We start from the raw sequence: 22,678 nt of genomic DNA, 5'->3' as shown, positions 1-22,678 counted from the left end.
GGTGGTGGTCTTGGGTCAGACTGCAGTAAACGCTCTGGTGGCCTGGCGGACCGCCACCGAGTGAGCGGGTACGGCCTGGACGCCTTCCACCAGGTCAACCAGCCTGGACCCGCACAGGCGACACACCCCCTTGCATTCTCGCGCCAACCGCCCCCTCGTTGATGGGCTTGGTGGCACGGTCAGTGGTACGTCCGGTGGCCGGGGTGGTCCTCGGAGCGGCCGCCGGGATCACGGGCCGGCTCAGCGGCGGGGGAGCGGGATGGTCGACTCCCGGATCACCGGTCGGCCCGGTGGGCGGACGACGCCCTGCTGCCGTTGGTCGTCCAATGCCGCGAACGGGTGCTGCGCGGCGGTCGCCCCGAGCATCTCCCGGTCGAGATGGACAGTTCCCCGCCGTGCGCGTGTTTCGAACGTCAGGACGACTCGTCCGGCGGGGGAGTCCACGAGGGGGTGCTCTTGATGACCGTGTCGAGTAGGACGCGTAGTCGCTGGTAGTCCTCGTCGCCGAGCGAGTCGCGGATGTGGTTGTCCAGGTGCAGCATGATCCGGTCGGCTCTGGCCGTCTCGCGGCGTCCGCTGTCGGTGAGGTGCAGCTCCTGGATGTTGGCGTGGCGCGGGTGGGTCCGACGTTCGATCAGGCCGCGTTCGACGAGCTTCAGGACCAGCGGCGTGATCGCCTGTGGGGTCACCCCGACGACGCGGGCCAGCTCGGCGCCGGTCAGGCCGGGCGTCACTCCCAGGTTGGCCAGGACGGCGTAGAGCGAGCCTGAGACGCCGATCCTGCGCAGCGGCGGCTCCTTGGCGGCGAGGAGGGCGAGGTCGGCCCGGCGCAGTGTCGACGCGACGCGGCCGAGCATCTCCTCGCGGTCGAAGGTCGCTGCCGTTTCGTCGGTCACGGTCGCTGAGCTTACCGCACCTTGATTTGCCTTCACGTCTTGTGCTCTATCAAAGTCTTGATACTCTCCTGATGCGGGTCGATGTCACCGATCCCGCCGGCGATCCATCCACTCAAGCGAGCTGAGCACGGAAGGGGATCATGGTCATGAACTGGGCACAAGGGCCGGACCCGACACGGAGATCCCGCCATACCATCATCGCCAGGAGCCTCGCCCTCGGCCTGCTCACCGTCACGGGTGCCTGCGGCACCGACGGCGAAACGGCCGAGACGACCGAATCGGGCCTGACCCGACTCGTCATCGACTTCAGTCCGACCGCCAACAACGCGCAGCTCTCGCTCGGCATCGACCAGGGGATCTTCGAACGGCACGGGTTCGACATCGACCAGGTGCCGGGCTCCGGAGCCAGCGCCAACAGCGTGGCGCTGCTCCTGAACGGACAGATCCACCTGGCCGTCAGCGAGATCACCGCCGTGCCGGCCGCCGTCGCCGCCGGCTTCCCGGTGCAGATCGTCACCTCGCTGGTCACCGACTACGAGTCGCCGGAAGGTGACGCGTTCTCCCTGATCGTGCCGGAGTCCAGCGACATCCGGTCGTTCGCGGACCTGACCGGCCGGACCGTCGCCGTCAACGGTCTGGAGAGTTTCTTCGACCTGACCGTCCTCGAAGCGGTGCGCCGGGCGGGCGGCGACCCCGGCGCGGTCCGGATCCTCGGGGTGCCGTTCGAGGACCAGGTCGCCGCGCTGCGGCAGGGCCGGGTCGACGCGATCAGCACCCTGGAGCCGTTCGCGGGTCAACTGCTGACGGGCGACGGGTTCCGCTCCCTCGGCAACCCCGCCACCAGTGCGCTCGGCCCCCGCAGTGTGCCGAGCATCCTGATGGGCTCCCAACGGTTCACCGACCGGAATCCGGAGGTGATGCGCCGCTTCCTCCGGGCGTGGGGCGAGGCGACCGCGTACGCCAACGACAACCCGGAGGCGGTCCGCGCGACGATCGTCCGGACCACCGGCGCGCCCTCCGAGGCGGTGGCGGAACTACCGCTGCCCTGGTACGTCAGCGGGATCGACAGACGCTCGGCGGAACTCGTCGCCCGGCTGATGGTCGACCACGACCGGATCGACACCGCCCCGGCGCTGGACGAGTTCACCTGGTCGGAGTCGCCGGACGCGTCCGACCTCGCAACGCCCCCGCGCGGGCTCCGGGTCTCGGAGTAGCCGATGAGACCCGCCCCGCTGCTACCCGTACTCACCACCGCGGCGCTACTCGCCAGCTGGGAGGCGCTGTCCGGCACGGGCACTCTCCCGCCCGGGATCCCGCCGGTCTCCGCCGTCGCCGCCTGGCTCTGGGCCAACATCGGCACCGCAGACCTCTGGGCGGCCGTGGCGCAGACCCTGGCACACTGGGCACTCGCCCTGGTCGTCGGGGTCACGGTCGGCGCGCTCGTCGGTGCCACCATGGCGAGCGTCCCCGTGGTCCACGAACTACTGCTCGGCATTGTCGAGTTCTTCCGACCGATCCCGGTCGTGGTCTATCTGCCCCTCATGTTGCTGCTGTTCGGGGCCAGGCCGGTGGTGGTGGTCGTGCTGGCGGCGGTGGCGGCCCTGTGGCCGATGCTGCTCCAGACGCTCCACGGTGTGCGGGACGTCGACCCGGTCACCACCGACACGGCACGGGTGTTCGGACTGACCACACCGCAGCGCCTGGTCTGGGTGACGGCCCCGAACATGCTGCCGTACTTCTTCACCGGCCTGCGGATCGCGTCGACGGTCACGCTGCTGGTGGCCATCGCGATCGAACTCATCGGCGCCGTACCCGGCCTCGGCAACACCCTGGCCACCTACGCGGGCAACGGCCTGTACGACGCGACCTACGGGGTCATCGTCATCGCCGGCCTGCTCGGTGTCGGCCTCAACGCCGTCTTCGAGCGGCTGGAACGGCGGGCGCTGCGCTGGCACCCCACCCACCGGACGCAGTACTCATGAGGAGGCCAAGCGTGCGGAGAACCGGCCTTCGGCTGCTCGTACCCGTCCTGCTCGTGCTGCTCTGGTGGACCACGTCGGCCGGCAGCACCTCACCCTTCTACCCGCCGTTGCGCGAGGTGCTGGCCGCCTTCGGGGAGTCCTGGCTGTTCGCGCGACTCGGCTCGGACCTGGTCCCGAGCCTCACCCGGCTCCTGGTCGGCCTGCTGATCGCGACGATCGTCGGGATCGCCGTCGGCGCCGCACTCGGCCGCAGCCGACTGCTCCGGCAGGCCCTGAACCCGGCGGTGCAGTTCTGCCGTTCGCTACCCGGTGCCGCCCTGATCCCGGTCAGCGTCGTCCTCTTCGGCATCGGCGACGGCTCGAAGATCCTGGTCATCGCGTTCGTGTGCCTGTTCCCGGTGCTGTTGAACACCGTCGACGCGGTACGCGGGGTCGATCCGCAGCTGGAGGACGTGGCCCGTTCGTACCGGCTCACCCCGGCGCAGCGGCTGGCCTTCGTCCTGCTGCCGGCGGCGGCACCGCAGATCTTCGCCGGCATCCGCACGGCGCTGGGGATCGCCTTCATCATGATGGTCGTCACCGAGCTCTACGCCGCGACCAACGGCGTCGGCTTCGTCACCCTCAGCGCCCGCAACTCCTTCGACGTACCGCAGATGTGGGCGGGCACCGTGCTACTCGGCCTGCTCGGGGTGGCGCTGAGCGCCCTCTTCCTCGTCCTGCAACGACGCGTCCTGCGCTGGCACATCGGCATGACCGAAAGGACCTGACATGCTCTCGGTGACGAACCTCCGCAAGACGTACGGCTCCGGTGACCGGGCCGTCGAGGCGATCCGCGACCTGACCCTGACTGTCGACAGGGGGGAGTTCGTCTGCGTCGTCGGGCCGTCCGGCGCCGGCAAGACGACACTACTGAAGTCCCTCTGTGGCCTCATGAAACCGTCGTCGGGCACTGTCACCCTCGCCGGCGCCCCGGTCACCGGGCCGCCGAAGGAGATCGCCCTCGTCTTCCAGGACTACAGCCGGTCGCTGATGCCCTGGTTCACCGTGCACCGCAACGTCGGCCTGCCGCTGCGCATCCGGTACCCGTCGACGGCCGACCGCGCCGAACGGGTCACCACGGCGCTGGACGCGGTCGGCCTGAGCGGGTTCGGCGACCGCTACCCGTGGCAGCTCTCCGGCGGCATGCAGCAGCGCGTGGCGATCGCCCGAGGTCTCGCGTACGCGCCGGAGATCCTGCTGTTGGACGAGCCGTTCGCCTCGGTGGACGCCCAGACCCGCGCGGACCTCGAAGACCTGATCCTGCGGGTACGCGACGACACCGGCGTCACCATGCTGCTCGTCACGCACGACATCGACGAGGCGGTCTACCTGGCGGATCGGGTGGTGGTGTTGTCCGCCCGCCCGAGCGTCGTGCTCGAAACGGTGGAGGTCGACCTTCCCCGCCCACGTGACCAGGTGACCACCAAGCGCTCGCCCCGATTCGCGGAGCTGCGCGCACACGTCCTGACGCTGATCCGGCGCACCGCCCTCGACGGCTCGGCGTCGACACCCGACCACCACCCGACGACAGGGGAACGACGATGAGTACGCAGACTACGAGCAGCACGGCGACCCGGGACGGCGACCCGGACACCACCGGCGCCGAGGTGATCACCCTCGACCAGGGCACCGGCCTGGAACTGGCCCGCTACCCGGCGGCGGGTCCCGCGCAGGTGAGTGCGGCGATCCAGGTCGCGCGGACGGCCGCCGGACCGTGGTGGGACCTCGGATTCGAGGGACGGGCGGCGCGACTGCGTGCGTGGCGCCGGGAGATCGCCCGCGGCGGGGAGGACCTGGCGGCGCTGATCCACGCAGAGAACGGCAAGTCCCTGGAAGACGGCCGGGCCGAGGTGCTCTCCGTCGTCGGGCACCTGACCTTCGCGCTCGACAACGTCGAACGGGTCCTCGGCCGGCGCGAGGTCCCCGCTGCGGCCGCGACCCCGAACCAACGGGCGTGGGTGGAACACCTTCCGTACGGCGTGGTGGGCGTGATCGGGCCGTGGAACTTTCCGCTCGGCACCCCGGGAGCAATCGTCGTCCACGCCCTGGCCGCCGGAAACGCCGTCATACTCAAGCCCAGCCCGATCACCCCCGGTGTCGGCGTGTGGCTGGCCCGGTCCTGGCGTCGGGCCGTACCCGACCTGCCCGCCGCCCTGCAGACCGTCGTCGGCTTCGCCGCCACCGGCCAGCACCTCACCACCGGCGTGGACAAGATCGCGTTCACCGGCAGCGCCCGCTCGGGCCGGGCGGTGGCTGCGGCATGCGCCTCGCGCCTGACCCCGATGCTGCTGGAACTCGGCGGCAACGACGCCGTCGTGGTGGCCGACGACGCCGACCTGGACTCCGCCGCCGCCCACATCACCTGGGGTGCGCTCCAGAACGCCGGCCTGGGCTGCATCAGCCTCGAAGTGGCATACGTCGTGGACGCCGTGCACGACGCCCTGGTGGCGAAGATCGCCGCACACGCCGGGCGGGTGCACGCCGGCAGCGGCGACGACGACCTGATCGGCCCGGTCCCGCTGCCGGCCCAGATCCCGGTCATCCGCCACCACATCGCCGACGCCCTGCAGCGGGGCGCGACCGCCGTGGTCGGTGCACCGGCCGACGGGACCACCGCCGACCGGTACGTCCAACCCACGATCCTCGTCGACGTCCCGCCGGACGCCCTGGCCGCCACCGAGGAGACCTTCGGGCCGGTGCTGTCGATCGTCCGGGTCCGGGACGTCGAGGAGGCGATCACCCGGATCAACGCCGGCCCGTACGGCCTGGGCAGCGCCGTCTTCAGCCGCGACCGGGGCGAGGACATCGCCCGCCGCCTGCGCGTCGGCATGACCAGCGTCAACGACGCGCTCGCCTTCTCGCAGCACCCCGGGCTGCCGTTCGGTGGACGCGGCGACAGCGGCCACGGCCGTAAGCACGGCGACGAAGGACTCCGCGAATTCGGCTACCCGCACGCCGTCACCGTCAGGACCGGCCCCACCCCGGCACCCACGACCACCTTCGCCCGTCCACCCGAAACCATGGCCAGAGCCCTCGCCGCCGTGCGTGACCGGCTCGCCGAGGACGACCCGACCGAGAGGAACTGACCCGATGAGCGACCAGACGTCGCAGTTGCTGGAGCGGATCGCGGCTGGATTCAGCCACCCACCCCGCTCACCGGTGCTCCGCTCGCCGGGCGAGCTGGGGCTGGACTTCGAGGAGGTCACCTTCCCCTCCCACGACGGGGTGCCCCTGGAAGGCTGGTTCCTCCCCGCGCCCGGCTCGACCAAGCTGGTCATCGCGAACCACCCGATGGGTTTCACCCGCGCCGGTCTGCCCACCCATCTGGAGCCCTGGCACTCGGCCTGGGCAGCCAGCGGCAACGGGTTCGAGGTCGACTTCGTCCCCGACTACCGGATCCTGCACGACGCCGGCTACCACGTCCTCGCCTACGACCTGCGTAACCACGGCCTCAGCGGCGCCGCCAACGGGGGCATCAGCTCCAGCGGCCTCTTCGAGGCCCGCGACGTCGTCGGCGCACTCACCTACGCCCGCGACCGCCGGGACACCCATGGAGCAGCCATCGGCCTGTTCAGCCGGTGCCTCGGCGCCAGCGCCACCTTCGCCGCCATGACCCGGTTCCCTGCGGCGTTCGAGGGCGTACGCTGTCTCGTCGCAGCCCAGCCGGTGACCGCGCGTGTCATCATGGCCCGCCGCCTGGCGCTGCTCGGCGCGGCGGACCGGTTCGACGACCTGGAACAGCTCGTCCTCCGGCGTACCGGCATCGGCTTCGCCCGCCGCAGCCCGCAGGAATGGGCCCGCGACGTCCGCGTCCCCACCTTCCTGTACCAGGTACGCGACGACGTGCTCACCGACCCCGGCGACGTCCAGACGATGTACGACAACATCCCCATCGCCGAGAAGGAGCTGCACTGGATCGTCGGGACGACCGCGCGCTGGGACGGCTACCTGGAGTTCCAACGCCGCCCCCAACCCATGCTCGACTGGTTCGCGAGGTACCTGCCCTGACTGAGGTGATCGGTGTTTGCGGAGTGGGTCGTGGTCGAGGTCGGCGGCGAGAGACCTGTCTGCTCCGCCGGAGGTGACCATGGCACTTCGGGCGCACCTCACGAGATGGGGGCGCTCGCGATCTTCTACTGACCTGTGGGGAAGGAGCCGCCGGTCGTGTCCGGGTGAGGGGAATCCCCGGACAACGGCCGCGACCCTCCCGGACGGCCCTGTGCCCGCCCGTCGGATGGTTGTCCACCGACGGCCCCACGATCACCGGTACACAGGTGGCAGTCAGCCGTCGACTGCGAGACGTATCTGCGCGAGTGTAAGACGGAGCTGGAGCGCCTGAACCAGGACCAGGTCGGCGCCCTCGTCTGATCGTCCTTCCCACTATCCCCGGACTCCACGAGGGAGCATCCCTGATGGCGGATTTCATCACGTACGACTACGCCTCCATGGACCTCGCCGACATCCGCGGCATCGGAATCACCGGCATCGGATCGGTTGCCGCCAGCGGTACCCGCTACGCCGTGGCCCTCGTCGCGGGTACGGTCGCCCTGGTCCGGGCCGCGTACCCCAGCCTCACCCCGCAGCAGGTGGCGCACCGGGTCAAGGTGACCTCCGACCGGATGAGCGAGCTGCCCCCACCGGACGCCGGTTTCGGCTGGGGCCTGATCAACCCGGCCCGCTCGGTGACCGAGGTGCTGCCCGAGGTGGCCGCCGCCGACGGTGCCGGCCCTTCGAGCACCCGGTCCCTGCGTTCGGCCGGTGGGGCTCCCGCTCTGCTGGCCGTCGTGACGGTGGTCGCGCTGATCGTCGCCGTCCTGCTCGTACTCCGGATCCGTCGGCTGCTGCGCGAGCCCGACCCAGCCGCCTCGCGGGAGGAGCCGGAGACCCCCGCCCCCCGGACCCTCGCCGTCCCCCCCGGCCCCGACCCTGCCGGACTACCCACCCCTGTCGGCGGCAACCGGCTCCCCGGAGCACCGGGCGGTCCGGGTCGTGCTCGGGGAGCAGCCGCCGTCCCGACGGTGACAAGTTCCGCCACCGGCCAGGGTGCCGGACCCGGTGCTGCTGCGGGGGCCGACCCGAAGACCTCCACCACCTGGTCAACGCTCACGGCGGAACCATCACCGTGTCGTGCGGGTGGCCGCGAGGGTCAGGCCGATGCGGGTCGAGGCGGTGACCACGCCCAGGATGGCGACGGCGGTCAGGGCGTGCCCGAGGTCCGGCATCCACAACGACACGGTGGAGAGCCCGTCCGCACCGAAGAGTCGCGGCAGCCCCCGGACCGCGGCGGCGGCGAGCAGCAGGTACCCGATGCTCCAGGCCGTGCCGGTCACGACGGCCCGCCGGCCGGGTCGAGGCCCTGCCCGCAGCCGACGGACCCCACGGACCACCGTGGCGGCCAGGGCAACCGTGAGCCCCCCGGCGAGGGCCAGCAGCGCGGGCGCGAGCCAGGTCAGCACCGGGTCGGCGGCGGCCGGAGCGGCGCTGCCCCCGGTCAGCATCCGGACCAGGTCGAATCCGATGCCGGCCAGCGCGGCGTCGTCGGCGAGGGAGTATCGGTTGGCGAGGACGACCACCGCCAGCCCGGCGTCGGGTACCAGCAGCAGGTGGGCGAAGTAGCCCGGGGTGGAGCCGGCGTGCCAGACGATCCGTGTCCCGGCCGGGTCGACTTTGGTGTCGCGCCACCCGAGTCCGTAGGCACCACCCGAGGGTAGGGCGGTCGTCCCCCGCTGCATCTGTTCCACGGACTCCGGGGCGAGCAGCCGGGACTGTCCGTACCGGCCGCCCTCGAGTTGGGCGGAGGCGAAGCGGGTCAGGTCGGTCAGGCTGGCGGCGAGGTACCCGTACGGCGCCCCCGATGTGTCGTACGGCGAGTCGAACCGCTGCGGCCGCCCGAGGTAGGTCCGGTGTCCGGCCGGCAGACCGATCCGGGCTGCCTCGGCTGCGGTGGCGGCGGTGTGCCGCAGCTCCAACGGCTCGATCAGGGCGCTGCGTAGGTGGTCGGCGAAGGTCCGGCCGGTCACCGCCTCGACCAGCGCGCCGAGCACGATGTAGTTGGCGCCGCTGTACTCGTGGCGGGCGCCCGGTTCCGCGATCGGCCGCACGTCGGCCAGGTCCCGTAGGGATCGGGACAACCCGCCGGGATCGTTGTCGAACCGGTCGGTCAAGCCCCGGCCGGCGATCTCGGGTAGCCCGCTGGTGTGGTTCAGCAGGTGGCGAATGGTGACCCGGGCGGCGGTCGCCTCGTCGGCAGTCCGGAACGCCGGCAGGTGGCGGCGGACCTGGTCCTCCAGGCCGACCAGACCCTGCTCGACCAGGCCGAGCACCAGGGTGGCGGTGATCGGTTTGCTGACCGAGCCGATCAGGAAGGGGGTCTGGTCGGTGACCGGCTCGCCGTCGCCGCTCACCCCCTCGGTGTACGTCCGCAGGACCCGGTCGCCGTGCACTACGGCCGCCGAGAGCCCGGGTAGGTCCTCGCGGGCCTGGCGGTCCTTCAGGTACCCCGCGAGTCCGGCGGTGTCGGGTACCGGCCGGCGGTCGGATGCCGACGCGGCGGTGGCCGGTGCCCCGGTGAGCAGCATTCCGGCGACGGCCGCGATGGCCGCTCCCGATCGGATCAGGTACCGCATACCGTCTTCTCCCTTCGCCCGGTCAGCCGATCTGGCTCAGCAGTCGTTCCAGCTCGGACAGGCGGCGCGTCACCTCGCCGAGTTCCGCACGGTTGGCCTGGAGTTCGGTTCGCAGGGCGGTCAGCTCGTCGGCGGTGACCCGGGCGCTCTCGGCGGCGCTCTGCTGGGCCGCGCCGGTCTGCTCGGCCAGGGTGCGGTACTGCGCCTCCCGGGCCGCCGAGTGGCGCGCCCGGTAGACGCCGAGGGCCACGAAGAGCACGATCGCCACCAGGGCGACGACCATGGCCGTCGAGGTGATCATCGCTACGGTGGTGACGCTCGTGTCGTCGGCGGCGATGGTGTTCACTTCTCGTCCTTCCTGGACATGTCGAGGGTCGGTACGGCCGATGCCACGGTCTGTGGGGTGAGCTCCACCGCGAACGGGGCGATCTCGAACCACTTGACCGAGCTGCCGTCCGGCGCGGTCTCCAGCGTGCCGCGCACCAGCCCGGCCGCCTCCAGCTTCTGCAGGTGCATGTAGAGCAGCGGCCGGTTCATCGCCAGCCGCCGGGCCAGCTCGCTGACGTACGCCCGCCCCTCACTCAGCGCGGCGACGATGCGTAGCCGGTGCGGGCTGGCCAGCGCGGTGAGCATCCGGAGCAGCTCGTCGCCGTTCGGCGTGGTCTGATCCATGCCCTGCCCTCCCGGGTGTCAGAACTATATGACACCCCCCTTGTCAGAAGATGCTGACACCCAGGTAGGTGGCACGTCAACCGCAGGGGTACGACCGGCACCCGAACCGGGCGACCGGCTCGTGCCACACCACAGCGGCGGGGATGTCGAGGGGCCGGTACCCGCCGGCTGCTGAGATGGTGACGCCCCCGCACCGCGGCGACGCGTACCGGGGGGATCTGCGCCGTGGGTTCCCTCGGATGCACACTGACGGACCGGGAAGTCGACGTGCTGCGCGGGGCGCTCGACGTGGAGCGCACCGCGCGCGGTGTGCGGCCCCATCGGCTGCCGGTGTGGGCCCGCCCCCAGTACACCGACGGTCGGCTCGCGATGGTGGAGGCCCAGCCCGCAGGCGTGCGGCTGGCCTTTCGCACCCGGGCCACAGCCGTCGAGTTGGAGACAGTGCCCACCCGGTACAGCTACACCGGCCTGCCGGCCCGCCCCGCCGGCGTGTACGACCTGGTGGTGGACGGCCAGCTCACCGACCAGGCCGGCGGCGACACGGTGACCATCGACATGGCCAGCGGGAGCACGGAGCACCGGTCCGGTCCACCCGGCACCGTCCGCTTCACCGGCCTGCCCGACCGGGTGAAGGACGTCGAGATCTGGCTACCGCACCTGGCCCGCCGTTGCGGCGTCCCTCGGCGGCGTCGACCTGGTCAACCTCGGCTTCGGCGGCAGTGCCCTGCTCGACCCGTTCGCCGCCCGCGTCATGCGGGACACCCCGGCCGACCTCGTCAGCGTGAAGATCGGCATCAACCTGGTCAACACCGATGTGATGCGGCTGCGGGCCTTCGGCCCGGCCGTGCACGGCTTCCTCGACACCATCCGCGACGGCCATCCGACCACGCCGCTGCTGGTCGCGTCCCCGACCTACTGCCAGATCCACGAGGACACCCCCGGCCCCGGCTCGTTCGACCCTGCCGCCCTCGCCGTCGGGCAGGTGCGGTTCCGGGCCACCGGTGACCCGGCGGAACGGGCGAGCGGGAAACTCACCCTCGGCGTCATCCGCGACGAGCTGACGCGGATCGTCGCCCAGCGTGCGGCCAGCGATCCGCATCTGCACCACATCGATGGCCTGGACCTCTACGGGAAGACCGACTTCGCCGAGCTTCCGCTGCCCGACGGGCTCCATCCGGACACACCCACCCACCGGCGCATCGCCGAACGCTTCGCGAACCGGGCGTTCAGCGCGGACGGACCCTTCGCAGGGCACGAGACGGCATGACCTGACCGACGCTCAGTGGGCAGCGCGTGCGCCGCTGTTGCCCAGCGGGCGATACGCCAGGGCTTCAGCACTGACTCGACCACCGCTCGGGCGTATCAGTGCGCCGTCGGTGCTCTTCTCGGGAACCGGTCACAGATGGGGTGTCACGAGCGACACCACGCGGGCCTTGTTGGCCGGCCCGATCCAGGTCCCCACCACCTTTCCCCCTTGAACACGTGCAGCGTGGGGATGCTGTGGATGTTGTAGCGGGGCGGAGTCTCAGGGCTCTCGTCGATGTCGAGCCTCGCCACCGTGAGGCGGCCCGCGTACTCCTTGGCGACCTCCGCGAGCACGGGATCCAGCGCCGTGCACACGCCGCTCCACTCGGCGCGGAAGACTGCCAGTACCGTGCCCGTGGCCTTCGCCACCGTCCCGGGAAAGCTGCTGTCGGTCACGTCGATGACGGTGCCGCTCATGAGAGTCCTCCTTGATGGGGCCTGACCATGGGCGAAGGTTCTGCGTGGAAGTGCGGCAGACGCCCTGCAGCCGTGACCAACCGTCAGTTACCTTCAGTGAAAGCATGGATACCCTGTATTCACTCAAGTCGGTTGATCGCAAGCTGTGGATGCCCGGTAGCCCGGGTCCTCCCATTCTGCGCAGGACGGCGTCAGCGCCGTACCGAGTACTGGGCGATGATGACTCCTGTCGTGGTGGTGACGCTGCGCTGCAATTCGAGGTCGGCGCGGTCGGCGTCGCCGAACAGCCGTTGCCCGGAACCGAGCACGATCGGATGAATCTGCAGCACGTACTCGTCGACGAGGCCTGCCCGGTGCAGGCTCCGTACGAGGTCACCGCTGCCGAGGATCGTGAGGTCGCCGTCGAAGGAGGCGCGCAGCGCGCCGACGGTGTCGACCGCGTCGCCGGCCAGGAGCGTCGACTCCGGGTAGGCCAGGGTCGTGCTCGATGAGCGTGACACGACGTACTTCGGCGCGTGGGTGAGGAAGTCAGTGAACGGGTTCGACTCGGTCGCGTTCGTCCAGTAGCCGAGCAGGTCCTCGTAGGTGCGTCGGCCGAACAGCATCGCCCCCTCACCCGTCATGCCCTCAGCCATGAACGACATCGAGACATCGTCCTGATAGCCCTCGCCCCATCCACCGTGGGCGAAACCTCCGCGCGTGTCCTCGTCCGCTCGGCCCAGGCCTTGGATGACGCCGTCCAGGGTGATGCTCTCGGTCGCACTGACACGTCCCATGAAGTCTCCAGTCTTCATACTGACAAGTTTGATAAGTGAAACTAGACTGAGTGGTATGAAGAGTCAAGAGAGGCCCGGACCGGCGGACTCCTCGACAGCGCTGCGGCCGAGCTCCATCAAGAAGGTGCGGGCGATCATCGAGGCCGCCGAGGCGATCTTCTTGCGCTCGGGGTACGCCGAGGCGAGCATGGACGACGTCAGCACGCTCGCCGGCGTATCGAAACAGACCGTCTACACACACTTCGGCGCCAAGCAGCAACTCTTCGTCGCCGTCGTCACGCATGTCACCTCAGACGCCACGGCCCGGGTGCACTATGAGATCCCCGATCCCACTGACGTCAGCGCCATGCCCGCCTATCTCGAGGCCTACGCCCGCCGCCAGCTCGACGTCGTACTCGACGAACGGGTGCTCGCGGTCCGGCGGCTGGTCATCGCCGAGGCCACGCGCTTCCCGCAGCTCGCCGAGACGTTCTGGCAGCAGGGCCCAGCGAAGGCCATGGAGGAGATGCGGGTGCGCTTCACCCGCTTCGCGGACGTCGGCCTCATCGCCACACCCGATCCCGCCGCCTCGGCGAGCATCTTCAACTGGATGGTGATGGGGGGCGCCATCAACGCCGCGATGCTGCTCGGCGCGCCGGGCATCCCGGACGCCGACGCCCGCGCGCAGATCGCCGCCCACGCCACACGCGTGTTCCTCGCCGCCCACACCGCATAAGTGCGGCGGGGGCAGCGCGATCATGACAATGCCTTGACGCGCTGGCGGGAGCGGGACTGTAGGCGCCCCGATGGGCCGTCGTGGATCGTGGTTATCCCGGCGGCGATCCGGTCCTCGGACGTGACACCAGCCCATCCTTCCTCGGACCACTGTCTGGACTCAGGGTGTTCGGTCCGCAGGGGGGAAACTCAAACTGAAGTGACCCCTGTCGGCCGGACACCTCGGTGTCTGTCAGGGACTGTCGGTGGATCTTCTCGTAGGTGTCGGGGATGACGTTACCCAGACGGCTGTGCCGGCGTGGGTTGTAGAAGCCTTCGGTGTAGGAGAAGACTTCCCTGCGCACGTGCTGCCCCCCATCGCGCCGGTCACCGCGTGGTCTCCTCGCTCTTCCCGTCCTCGCGGCTTCTGGGCCTGACCGGCCCGGACTGATCACTCTGACGCGGGGACGGTTGGACGGGCAATGACCTGCGGGTGCTCTTCGGGAAGGCCCTGGCAACCGCTGCCGCAGCTGAGGACGTCCCCGACGGTTGCGAGATCGCGACCTGAGGCTCTGTCCGTGACCCTGCCGGCGTGCTTGATGAGTGGGTTTCACCGCGTGTAACCGTCAGCTCCGGACTTCGGGGCCGGGGACTGCGCCACGCCATCGGTGCGTCAGGGCTGTGGACGACCCAGTCGGTGTCCCGGAAATGAGAGGAGAGGGAACGGCCGAGCACTGTCGCGTCGAACGGTCCGCTGGACTCGAAGATCCCCAGGGACAGCGGCCTGCCCAGCGTCCTCTCCCATGCTCGGGACCACTCGGCCAAGGCGGGAAGGGCACCCATGGCAGCCTCTTTGTCCAGGTAGCCGTGGCCGTTCATGAAGTCGCCCAGGTAGCGGTCGGAGTGGTGGGATCGCCAGAACGTCCGCGCGGCGCGCACCATCGCGGTGCTGTTGATGTCGAGGTCGATGTCGCTCGGTTCTCGTTCTATGCCGAGGCGCCACATGGCGTCGTACGGGCGGCGCAGGGGACGGTCCTGGCCTGCGCCGAACCAGTCCCGGAGGCGCTGCCCGGTGATGGACTCTGCGGCGAGGTCCTGCTCTCGTGGCATCGTCTTGTGTTGCCCGGAGAAGAACCCCGCTCCGGTTCCTTTGATGCGGATGTCGACCTGTGCCGGGTCGATGCCGTCGTTGCGGAGCGCCTCCAGCATCTCCGCGCCGAACCGTCGGTAGAGGTCCGGGGTCATGCCCATGGGCGCCTCGCCGGTGAGCATCCACTTGACCTGGACCGGGTTGATGCCGAGGAAGTCCAGGTCCCGTCTGGTGACGGCGTAACCCGAGTCGTCCCGGGGCCACCACTCGGGGATCTCTCCTTGGCCGTCGAGGACGCGGATGATCCGCCTGTCCACCGGTTCGGCGGGGTCGAGCCGGGCTGTGATGGTCAGGGGGTCCCATCGCTTTGCCGGTACGTGCCGTTCGTCGGTGCCGTTCGTGGTGGCGTGTGCGGCATCTTCCAGGGACGGGGCGCCGAGACTGATGCTGCTGGCTGCGGTCTGTTCGGCTTCGACCGCCGGGGCGCTGCCGGTGACGACGCCATCCAGGGTGACCAGTCCGTCGCCCGGTAGTGTGACCAACTCCTTCTGCGCGAAGTAGCCCATCCCCGTGGCAGGGATGGAAAGTACGTCGCGAGCGGGCTTGCGGTCGACCAGGATCACGGCGTGGCCGCCGCGCTTCTCCAGCCAGTCGGCGACGATCTGCCGGTCGGCGGCCCAGCTCGCCAACGGCCGCTGACGTGCCTCGAAGGTGTCGCCGACGCTCAGGCCGGACCAGCTCGGCCGCGCTGCCCCCTCCTGCCAGGTCAGCGCCCGGTAGACGAGTACCTCGGTGATGTCGCGGCCGGCCAGGGTCTCTTGGGTCATCTCGTACTGGGTGCGCAGGAAGTCTCGTAGCGCGTCCCGGTTGTAGTCGAGTTCCAAGGCCACGGCGTTGCGGGTCTTCGAATCCATTCGCCACTCCAGCACCTCGGTGAGGCCGAACTCCTCCTTGGTGGCTTCCTGCAGGGCCAGTACCCGCACGTTGTTGTTGGATCCGTACGACCAGGAGCTCATGAGTTCGCTGACCCCGATCCAGCGCACGAGGTTCTCGGCGCGCGGATCATCCATGTGCACCACCCTGTCGGGGGCGTGTCGCGGGTTGGCCGCATCGAGCTCGTCGACGTGGAGGACGTCCGCCCCCATCGAGGGGTACTGCTCGTTGTGCGGCGCGAGGACGTACCGCCCGTCACCCAGGCGGTGCGCCATGTCGGTGCCGACGGCCAGACCGAACGCCGCCAGAACGAGTTCGGGTGTCGAGGACCGCATCCGCACGGCGATGGCCTCGATGGCGATGGTCTTGGCCTGGCCGGTTTCGGTGATCCGGCCGTCGTCGGTCAGCAGCGCCTCGCTGATCTGCTGATGGTCGGTGCGCTCCGGCGAGCCCGGAGGTGGGGCCAGGGGGGCGTGCCGCCGGGGTGCCGGGGCGGGGAGCGCGACCCGGTCTCCAGGGAGCAGTGGGAGCAGCGGAGCTGTCCCGACTGCATGCGCCGCGACTTGGCTGAACCGGTCCATGACCGTGTCATGCAGGTCCGAGCGGCCGAAGTGCTCGAAGACGGGGCGCAGGCCGTCCAGCTGTCGCCGCACGATCTCGACGTCGACGGCGGGGATCGGGTTGTCCACCCAGGCGAACACGTGGGGCTCGACCTGACGGTAGAACGTGTGGACGAAGGGGTTGGCCGCGTCTGGGAGGGCGCCGTACGAGGTGACTGAGTCGGTGACGGTGATCAGACTCTGCTGTGCGCCGAGGAGGACCTGGTCGACATCGACGCCGTGGGTGGCGGTGAGCGCGAAGAACAGACCGAGGCAGACGCCGTCGCGGGTCGCCGGTACACCGTCGTTCGCCAGGTGCGTGAGGCTGCGGTAGTGGGCGGAGGCCGGCTCGCCTGGCATGTGGTCGGTGTAGACGTCCCGGGAACCGAGTGGGTAGGTGAGAGGGACGCGGGCGCCGACCGCTCGACCGACATAGGCGTCGAGCACCTTGAGGTGTGCGTCCTGCACCTGCAGGTACTGCTCGTGGATCGCGAGGGTGCCATCGCTGAAGGTGACCAGCGCCCGGTGGGCGATGCCGTCACCATGGTCGAGTGCCGTCCGAGCCACCACCTGGGCACCGGTGGCCGGGTGCGCCGGCAACGACAGTCCGGTGGCTGCCTGCACGGTGGCAGGTGTCGCTACGGCCCTGGACGACTCGGTGCGCCACATGTCATCGAGGGCCGACTGGATCCTCGGCCAGCTCGCGGCGAAGCCGGGATGGAGTCGGAGGTCCTGGACCTCGGAAAGTGGCACCCAGTCCACCGCGACGGACTCGTCCTCGACCGGCCGTACCGGTGCGCGCTCGTCGAAGGAGACGATCACCGTGTCGTACGACCAGCCCCCGTGGTCATCGCGGACGACCAACTCGAAGCGAGCGCCGGCGGCAACCAGGTCACTCTCCTCGGCAGCCTCGCGAAGTGCGGCCTCCACCGCCGACTCGTGGCTGTCACGGGCACCACCGAGTAGCGCCCAGGTACCGCCCTGATCCGTGTGGGCACCCCGATGGTGCATGAGTACGTAGGCTTGTCCGTCGACGGCTCGGTGGACGGGCAGCAGTCCTGCCGCGCCGAACCTGCCCCAGTGCGCGTGGCCCTGGGCGCAGTTCACCCAACCGTCCCCGGCGATGGCGGGGAGGGCCGGCACCGACGTGTTCGCTCTGCTCGGGTCATCGGTGGGCTGTTCGTTCACCCGGGTTCTCCTGGTTGTGGTGTCCGTGTCCGGTCGCCCGCTGCTGCCTGTCACGTGACCGGGCGGTGGGTCCGGTCAGAGCTGGTCGAGGAAGGTTTCCGCTTGCCGGCGCAGGGTCGGGGGTGCGGCCGACCAGGCCGGGCTGCGCATCACTTCGCGAAGTTTGGCTGCCTTGACGTCTGCGGGGGCCGTGTTCCGGAGGCCTACGTGGGGCCACAGGTGGTCCAGGTCGTCGTACGGAAGGTCCCAGACGGTGCCGATGGTCGGCTCGCCGGCGGTGGTCGGCTGGTGGGGCGGGGTGTGGACCTCGTCGGCGGTGGCGGCGGGAGTGACCTCGACGAGGGTGAGGCCGAACTGCTCGACAGCACCGCGGAGCAGGGTGCGGTGGTCGGCGACGGTGTCGGCGGTGGGTGGGGTCCCCTCGAAGAACAGGGTGAGGACCCAGCCGGATTCACCGGTACGCGCGAGGTCGAGGACGAGGCGGTCGTCGGGGCTGTCGGTGACGACGCGGTGGGCGATGCTCGTCGCTGCTGCGGGTCCTTCGGTGCGGGGGATGTCGTCGAGTTGGAGCATGTGGCGGAGCTGTCGTTGCTGGCTCGTTGTCAGCTCTCCCTGGGAGAGCACCCGAAGCGCGGGCCAGAGCATGACGATGGTTCCCCTTCTGGACGTGAACGGCAGTGACCTGGATGCCGCGGTCAGTGGTCGTGACCGCGCAGGCCACCCGGTCGATGCCGGCTCAAAGATGGATCGGATTGGTCCAGGCGCGCTGTCCGTCGGAGTCCTCGACCGTGACTCGACACCAACCACGCTTGAACATCGCCAGGGGCAGAGAACACTCCTGGAGAGCCTCGCCGTGAATCACCTGGGCCCCGGGGTTGCCGCCCGTGACCAGTACCTTGCTGACGGGCGAGCAGGTGACCGTGACGAATCCCGCGTCGACCTGGACGTCGTGCAGTTCGGGGCCGGTGCTTGAGTAGTAGTGGCCGGCCTTGAGCGCGGCGAGCAGCGGGTCGGGGGCGAGGGACTCCGCACGTACCTGGACCCAGGCCGCGCAGCCCGGCGGATCCTGGGGCTGAAAGTGCGCGTCGTCGGCCGCATACGCGGTGAGCCGGTGCCCCCGGTTGAGCAGGACGTCGGTCAGATGCCAGCTGTCACCGCGGTCCTCGCGAGCCGCGAGTGCGTTGTAGACCTCGACGGCGTGCGCGGCATCCAGGCTCTCCGCGTCGACGGCGGTGAGCAGTGAGGCTGCCGGGTGGGCCATGCCGACGAATGCGCCGGCTGCTCGTGCCCGGCGTGCCAGCTGGGCTGCATCCTCGGTGGGTTCGGGCGGTGCGAAGTCCAGTGGCAGCCCGACGGCGAGGATGTGCCACTCCGAGGAGAACTCCGTACGCGGCGGGTGCAGCTCCGCGCCCAACAGTGTGGTGAAACCGGGGGAGCGCAGCTCACGGGTGTCTGCGAGCGGAAAGCCGTACGTGGCCCGGAAGTGGTCGGTGATGGCGAGGAAGTCGTAGCCGGCCTCCTGGTAGCGACGGCTGACCTCCTCGGGCGGCAGCGCCCCGTCGGAAAGGTTCGAGTGGGTGTGGAGATTCCCTCTCCAGAAGCGGCCGGGCCGGCGGAAGGGCAGGTTGATCACGGGCGGCACCGGTCAGTCACGTGTCCTCGTTTCATCCAACGGGGGTGGGGTCATGATTCCATCGGTCGACATGGTCCGGCTAGATTTCGTCCAGGTCAGGGAACTGGGCGAGGACCTCTGGCGGGGCTGGCTCGACGGGGAGTGGTCGGGGTTCGGTGTGCTTGTCGGGGTTGCAGCGGCTGAACGGTCCGTACTCGGCGGACAGCGCGGTGAGGTGGGGGTCGAGGTGGTCGCGCCACCAGATGCTCATGCCGGTCTGGGGGTCGTCGACCCGTAGGGTTTCCCAGGCTCGCCAGAGTGCGTAGAGGCGGGAGAGGGCTTCGGGGTGTGCCCACCAGCGGGGGCACCAGTTCATCCCGGAGGTCGGCCCGGAGGCGAGGCGGCGTTCGACGACGTGGGCGAGGTAGCCGGCAACGAACTCGTCGACGTTGTTGAAGGCCGGCTCGGGGGTGTCGGGGTCCTGGCTGGCCGTGTCGGGGTCGGGGCCGCTGGTGAGATGGTCGAGCAGGGTGGTTAGGTCGGCGACCGGGTCGTCGGCCGGTCCGGGTGGGGGTGTGGTCATGGGGTGGGCTCCGGCGGGGCGTCGGGGGTGAGGGTCCAGTCGGTACGGCCGTGGGGGTCCCAGTGCGCGATGGAGGCGCGGATCGCGGCGGCGTACGGGCCGTCCTGCCAGGGGGCGGTGCGGGCCAGTGCCGGTGGTGCGCCGGAGGCGTAGACGACCAGCCGTCCGCGGGGGAGGGCGTGGAGGTCGGAGACGTCGAGGATGCGTTGTCGGCGGGTGGCGTGGGAGACGGAGCGTTGGCCCCACCCGGAGCCGCTGCTGCTGGTCGACCGGGTGGTGACGTCGTGTTCGCCGATGAGTTTGGAGAGTTCCTCCAGCCAGTCGGGGTCGGCGACGCCGCCGCCGTAGGTGCGGATGTTCGCTGCGGACCACAGTTTGCGCATGCCCTCGCGGCCCCACACGTCGACGCCCTGCGGGTACGACTGGAGGATGGTGATGATGGGCAGCCCGTGGGAGCCGTAGTAGGAGTACAGGTTGGGCAGCTGCCGGAGGCGGCAGATGTTCGCGGCCTCGTCGAGGACGGCCAGCAGCGGCGGGTCGAGGCGTCGGCCGGGCGAGGTGCGGGCGCGGAGTTCTCCGGCGCGCAGGACGGCGTCGGTGAGGGCGGCGACCAGGGGGGCGGGGGAGCCGGGGCCGCCCTGGGAGAGCAGGTAGAGCACGTCGGTGCTGGTGACGTGGGTGTCCGGGGTGAACTCGGGGATCCCGCCTCGGGTGGGTGGGGTGACCCAGGCGGTGACCGACGGTTCGGTGAGGCACATGAGCATCTTCTGGGCGCCGGCGTAGATGCCGCCTCGGGTCTTGTCGGGCATGTTGACCACGCCGGAGACGGCGTCGGCGGGCATGGGGAGGCCGTTGTCGCGTAGCAGGAGGGCGGGTTCGTCGTCGCGGGGGCTGACGGCCCACCGGTACGCGGCGAGGATGTCCCGGCCGCCGACGGCGGCGGCGAGCAGGAGGTTCGCCACCAACTCCTCGGCGCTGGGGTCGAAGAAGGCGTCGCGGCTGACGCCGGGTTCGCGTTCGGCGGCGGCGAAGTGTTCGGCGAGGCGGCGGGCGTCGCTGATGGTGGTCACGGCGCGCAGGGGGTTCCACCACAGGCCCTGGTCGGGGCCGAGGAGGTGCTGCGGGTCGAACGTCCAGGCGGTGTCACCCCGGGCGGTACGGACGTCGCGGGTGGCGTCGACGATGTCGCCCTTGACGCTGGTGACCAGGGTGGGGCCGGGGGCGGCGACGATGGCGGGGATGGCCCGGCTGGTGGTCTTGCCGGTGCGGGGTCCCCAGATGTCGATGGCCATGTCCTCCCAGGACTGGCGTAGCGGCATCCCGCCGGCGACGGTGGTGCCGATCATGACGCCGAGCTGGTCGGGGTCGGGTCGGTCGACGTCGGCGAGGCTCGGGCGCAGTCGCCGGCCGCTGTCGGCGATGCCCTTGGGACCGAGGTGGGCGAGGTCGGTCCGGTTGGCCATCCGCCGGGCGGCCGAGTCGACCCGGGTACGGCGTCGTCCGACCACCTTCCGTATGCCGAGGATGCCGGCGGTCAGCAGGCCCAGGACGGCCACCTCGGCCAGGGCGACGAGGGTGCAGCCGAGGGTCCAGGTGACCTGCCCGCGCAGGACGGCGGCGACGGTGGCGATCGGGCCGCCGCCGGTGTGGCCGGGCGGGTCGGTGAGGGCGACGGGGAGCCACACCCCGCCGGTGACGACGACGGCGAGTGCGGCGAGGCCCCCGACGATCAGTCCGGCGTCGTCGTGGCCGCTGCGGGGGCCTGCGGGGCGGCTCATGTCATCGTCCAGCGGAAGTCGGTGTTGCCGAGCTGTTTCTCCACGTCGGTGGGTTCCAGGTGCACGGGGATCCCCGGGCGGGAACCGACCTTGATCAGGAAGTTTCCCCGTCCGACGGTCTCGCCGCCCTCGGCGGTGCTCCACGAGGGGGGAGCCGACCAGGAGAGCACCTCCCGTCGTTCCGCCTGGGACAGGGGCCGTACCCGGGCGACGGCGTCCAGCTCCTGGTCGGAGCAGGGGCCGATCATCAGGACGGCGGAGCGTTCGGCGAACCCGCGGGCCTTGGCCCGGTCGTGGGCGGTGGGCAGTGCCTCCAGGTCGGCCAGGGAGTGGGTGATGAAGGCCGTACCGGTGCCCTTCTGCCGGTTGAGGCGGGTGAGCCCGTCGGCCCGGTCGACCAGGCCGTGGCCGACGCGCAGCGCCCGCCACAGCTCGTCGAGGACGGTGAAGAACGTGCGGGCGGGGGCGAGGCCGAGGTCGGCCATCAGGTGTGCCGCCTCGACCTGCGCGAACCCGTACGACCAGGTGGCCAGCAGGGTCGCGGCGGTACGCAGTTCGTCGGTGTCGTCGATGCCGGAGATGTCGACGCACACGGCCGGGGTGTCGAGGCGGATCGCGGTGGTGGTCTGCCCCTCGAAGGTGCTGCCGAGCGGCCCGTGCAGCAACGCGAGGAGGGTCCGGTGCAACCCGGCGGTGTCCTCCCGGAACCGGGGGAGGTCCTCGTCCTCCTGCCACAGGGTGACCGCGCGGACCTCGTGCGGGGCGTCACGGATGACGGCCAGGACGTCGGAGATGACCGGCTGGGTGTCGGTCTCCCGTTCGGCGAGGTACCGCAGGGCGGCGGCGAGGACGGTGGTCTCGTCGGAGCTGACCGGCCCACGCCGGATCAGGGTGGCCAGGGCGACGAGCATGTTCAACCGCCGGTCGGTGACCGCCGCCCGGACGACGGCGCCGGTGCGGTCGTCGACACGGTCGAGGACCTGCCGCCACGGCCCGGCGTCGAGGGGGTTGATCCGGTCGAGGCCGGGGCCGATCCGCAGCACCTGCCCGCCCAGGGCGTGGACGAGGGCGGCGTAGTCGGGCTTGAGGTCGCCGAGGATCAGCGGGGTGACGCCCTGGGCGGTGAGCCCGAGAACCATCCGCCTGACACTGGTGGACTTGCCGGAGCCCGGCTCGCCCTGGATCCAGACGGACGGGTTGTTGATCAGTCGGGCCCGGGTGTACCAGGAGATCGGGTCGAAGCAGACCGCGCTGCCCGTGTAGAGGTGCCGCCCCACCGGTACGCCGACCATCGGGGTCGACGAGCCGGTACCGAACGGGTACAGGCCACACACCTGGACGGTGGTGCCCCGGTACTCGGTGGGCGGCTCGATCCACGACCATCGGCCTCCGCCGGGCCCGGCATGCCCGAGCCGTCCGGCGCGGCGACCGGCGGGCCGCTGAGGCGGTGACGGGGTGGAACCGGTGGTGGTGATCGTCATGGCACCGC

Annotated in this window: 20 protein-coding genes and 1 pseudogene; 9 read left to right on the top strand and 12 right to left on the bottom strand. The window is 70.6% G+C overall.

Translation table 11 applies throughout. From position 1 onward, the window contains the following. Window positions 1-413 precede the first annotated feature (413 nt). Window positions 414-896 (bottom strand): MarR family winged helix-turn-helix transcriptional regulator, encoded by a 483-nt coding sequence (locus tag WHN02_RS22490; protein WP_434740689.1) that lies wholly within the window; start codon window positions 894-896, stop codon window positions 414-416. Window positions 897-1,042: 146 nt separating this feature from the next. Between WHN02_RS22490 and WHN02_RS22485 the strand changes: the two genes are divergently transcribed. From WHN02_RS22485 to WHN02_RS22460, 6 genes are read left to right on the top strand one after another with little or no spacing between them, the layout of a single operon-like run. Further along, window positions 1,043-2,110 carry an ABC transporter substrate-binding protein gene (locus WHN02_RS22485; RefSeq protein ID WP_434740688.1) on the top strand — a complete coding sequence of 356 codons (1,068 nt, stop codon included), beginning with the start codon at window positions 1,043-1,045 and terminating at the stop codon, window positions 2,108-2,110. 3 nt (window positions 2,111-2,113) lie between these two features. Next, a complete protein-coding gene (locus tag WHN02_RS22480) occupies window positions 2,114-2,878 on the top strand; it encodes an ABC transporter permease (RefSeq protein ID WP_434740687.1) in 765 nt (254 codons plus the stop codon). A gap of 11 nt (window positions 2,879-2,889) precedes the next feature. Then, window positions 2,890-3,645: an ABC transporter permease gene (locus tag WHN02_RS22475; RefSeq protein WP_434740686.1), complete on the top strand. Its 756-nt coding sequence runs from the start codon at window positions 2,890-2,892 to the stop codon at window positions 3,643-3,645. A gap of 1 nt (window position 3,646) precedes the next feature. After that, window positions 3,647-4,462: an ABC transporter ATP-binding protein gene (locus tag WHN02_RS22470; protein WP_434740685.1), complete on the top strand. Its 816-nt coding sequence runs from the start codon at window positions 3,647-3,649 to the stop codon at window positions 4,460-4,462. After that, window positions 4,459-6,003 carry an aldehyde dehydrogenase family protein gene (locus tag WHN02_RS22465; protein WP_434740684.1) on the top strand — a complete coding sequence of 515 codons (1,545 nt, stop codon included), beginning with the start codon at window positions 4,459-4,461 and terminating at the stop codon, window positions 6,001-6,003. Before WHN02_RS22470 ends, WHN02_RS22465 begins: the two co-directional genes overlap by 4 nt. 4 nt (window positions 6,004-6,007) lie before the next feature. Beyond that, window positions 6,008-6,925, top strand: coding sequence for an alpha/beta hydrolase family protein (locus WHN02_RS22460; protein WP_434740683.1), 918 nt, complete (start codon window positions 6,008-6,010; stop codon window positions 6,923-6,925). 1,109 nt (window positions 6,926-8,034) lie between these two features. Here WHN02_RS22460 and WHN02_RS22455 read toward each other — a convergent pair. From WHN02_RS22455 to WHN02_RS22445, 3 genes are read right to left on the bottom strand one after another with little or no spacing between them, the layout of a single operon-like run. Next, window positions 8,035-9,543, bottom strand: a complete 1,509-nt coding sequence (locus tag WHN02_RS22455) for a serine hydrolase domain-containing protein (RefSeq protein ID WP_434740682.1) — start codon at window positions 9,541-9,543, stop codon at window positions 8,035-8,037. Between the two features lie 22 nt (window positions 9,544-9,565). Beyond that, window positions 9,566-9,889 (bottom strand): hypothetical protein, encoded by a 324-nt coding sequence (locus tag WHN02_RS22450; RefSeq protein ID WP_434740681.1) that lies wholly within the window; start codon window positions 9,887-9,889, stop codon window positions 9,566-9,568. Then, on the bottom strand, window positions 9,886-10,215 hold the full coding sequence (locus tag WHN02_RS22445) for an ArsR/SmtB family transcription factor (RefSeq protein ID WP_434740680.1): 330 nt from the start codon (window positions 10,213-10,215) through the stop codon (window positions 9,886-9,888). Before WHN02_RS22445 ends, WHN02_RS22450 begins: the two co-directional genes overlap by 4 nt. 225 nt (window positions 10,216-10,440) lie before the next feature. Between WHN02_RS22445 and WHN02_RS22440 the strand changes: the two are divergent. Then, window positions 10,441-10,818 (top strand): annotated as a pseudogene (locus WHN02_RS22440) (hypothetical protein); the annotation flags it as partial. Window positions 10,819-10,966: 148 nt separating this feature from the next. Then, window positions 10,967-11,482 carry a hypothetical protein gene (locus WHN02_RS22435; RefSeq protein WP_434744129.1) on the top strand — a complete coding sequence of 172 codons (516 nt, stop codon included), beginning with the start codon at window positions 10,967-10,969 and terminating at the stop codon, window positions 11,480-11,482. A 143-nt stretch (window positions 11,483-11,625) separates the two neighbouring features. Here the strand turns inward: WHN02_RS22435 and WHN02_RS22430 are convergent, their stop codons facing one another. Together WHN02_RS22430 and WHN02_RS22425 are read right to left on the bottom strand one after the other, a co-directional pair. After that, window positions 11,626-11,937, bottom strand: coding sequence for a thioredoxin family protein (locus WHN02_RS22430; protein ID WP_434740679.1), 312 nt, complete (start codon window positions 11,935-11,937; stop codon window positions 11,626-11,628). 191 nt (window positions 11,938-12,128) lie between these two features. Beyond that, window positions 12,129-12,713 (bottom strand): dihydrofolate reductase family protein, encoded by a 585-nt coding sequence (locus tag WHN02_RS22425; RefSeq protein WP_434740678.1) that lies wholly within the window; start codon window positions 12,711-12,713, stop codon window positions 12,129-12,131. A 55-nt stretch (window positions 12,714-12,768) separates the two neighbouring features. On the opposite strand from WHN02_RS22425, the gene WHN02_RS22420 reads away from it, so the two are divergent. Further along, window positions 12,769-13,428 (top strand): TetR/AcrR family transcriptional regulator, encoded by a 660-nt coding sequence (locus tag WHN02_RS22420; protein WP_434740677.1) that lies wholly within the window; start codon window positions 12,769-12,771, stop codon window positions 13,426-13,428. A gap of 365 nt (window positions 13,429-13,793) precedes the next feature. Here the strand turns inward: WHN02_RS22420 and WHN02_RS22415 are convergent, their stop codons facing one another. From WHN02_RS22415 to WHN02_RS22390, 6 genes are all read right to left on the bottom strand, one after another. Beyond that, window positions 13,794-17,216, bottom strand: a complete 3,423-nt coding sequence (locus WHN02_RS22415; protein WP_434740676.1) for an NUDIX domain-containing protein — start codon at window positions 17,214-17,216, stop codon at window positions 13,794-13,796. 75 nt (window positions 17,217-17,291) lie between these two features. Beyond that, window positions 17,292-17,861, bottom strand: coding sequence for a hypothetical protein (locus tag WHN02_RS22410; RefSeq protein ID WP_434740675.1), 570 nt, complete (start codon window positions 17,859-17,861; stop codon window positions 17,292-17,294). A gap of 91 nt (window positions 17,862-17,952) precedes the next feature. Beyond that, window positions 17,953-18,849, bottom strand: a complete 897-nt coding sequence (locus tag WHN02_RS22405) for a CehA/McbA family metallohydrolase (RefSeq protein ID WP_434740674.1) — start codon at window positions 18,847-18,849, stop codon at window positions 17,953-17,955. A gap of 79 nt (window positions 18,850-18,928) precedes the next feature. Beyond that, entirely contained in the window at window positions 18,929-19,411 is a 483-nt protein-coding gene (locus WHN02_RS22400) for a DUF4913 domain-containing protein (RefSeq protein ID WP_434740673.1), read from the bottom strand. Then, the gene (locus tag WHN02_RS22395) at window positions 19,408-21,189 is read right to left on the bottom strand and encodes a type IV secretory system conjugative DNA transfer family protein (protein WP_434740672.1); all 1,782 of its coding nucleotides are present in this window, start codon (window positions 21,187-21,189) and stop codon (window positions 19,408-19,410) included. Before WHN02_RS22395 ends, WHN02_RS22400 begins: the two co-directional genes overlap by 4 nt. Next, on the bottom strand, window positions 21,186-22,670 hold the full coding sequence (locus WHN02_RS22390; protein ID WP_434740671.1) for an ATP/GTP-binding protein: 1,485 nt from the start codon (window positions 22,668-22,670) through the stop codon (window positions 21,186-21,188). The genes WHN02_RS22395 and WHN02_RS22390 overlap by 4 nt, the downstream gene beginning before the upstream one ends. Window positions 22,671-22,678 lie beyond the last annotated feature (8 nt).

The organism is Micromonospora sp. SH-82 (genome assembly GCF_051132485.1).
Taxonomy (GTDB): Bacteria; Actinomycetota; Actinomycetes; order Mycobacteriales; family Micromonosporaceae; genus Micromonospora.
This window is presented reverse-complemented; position numbering and strand designations above follow the sequence as displayed.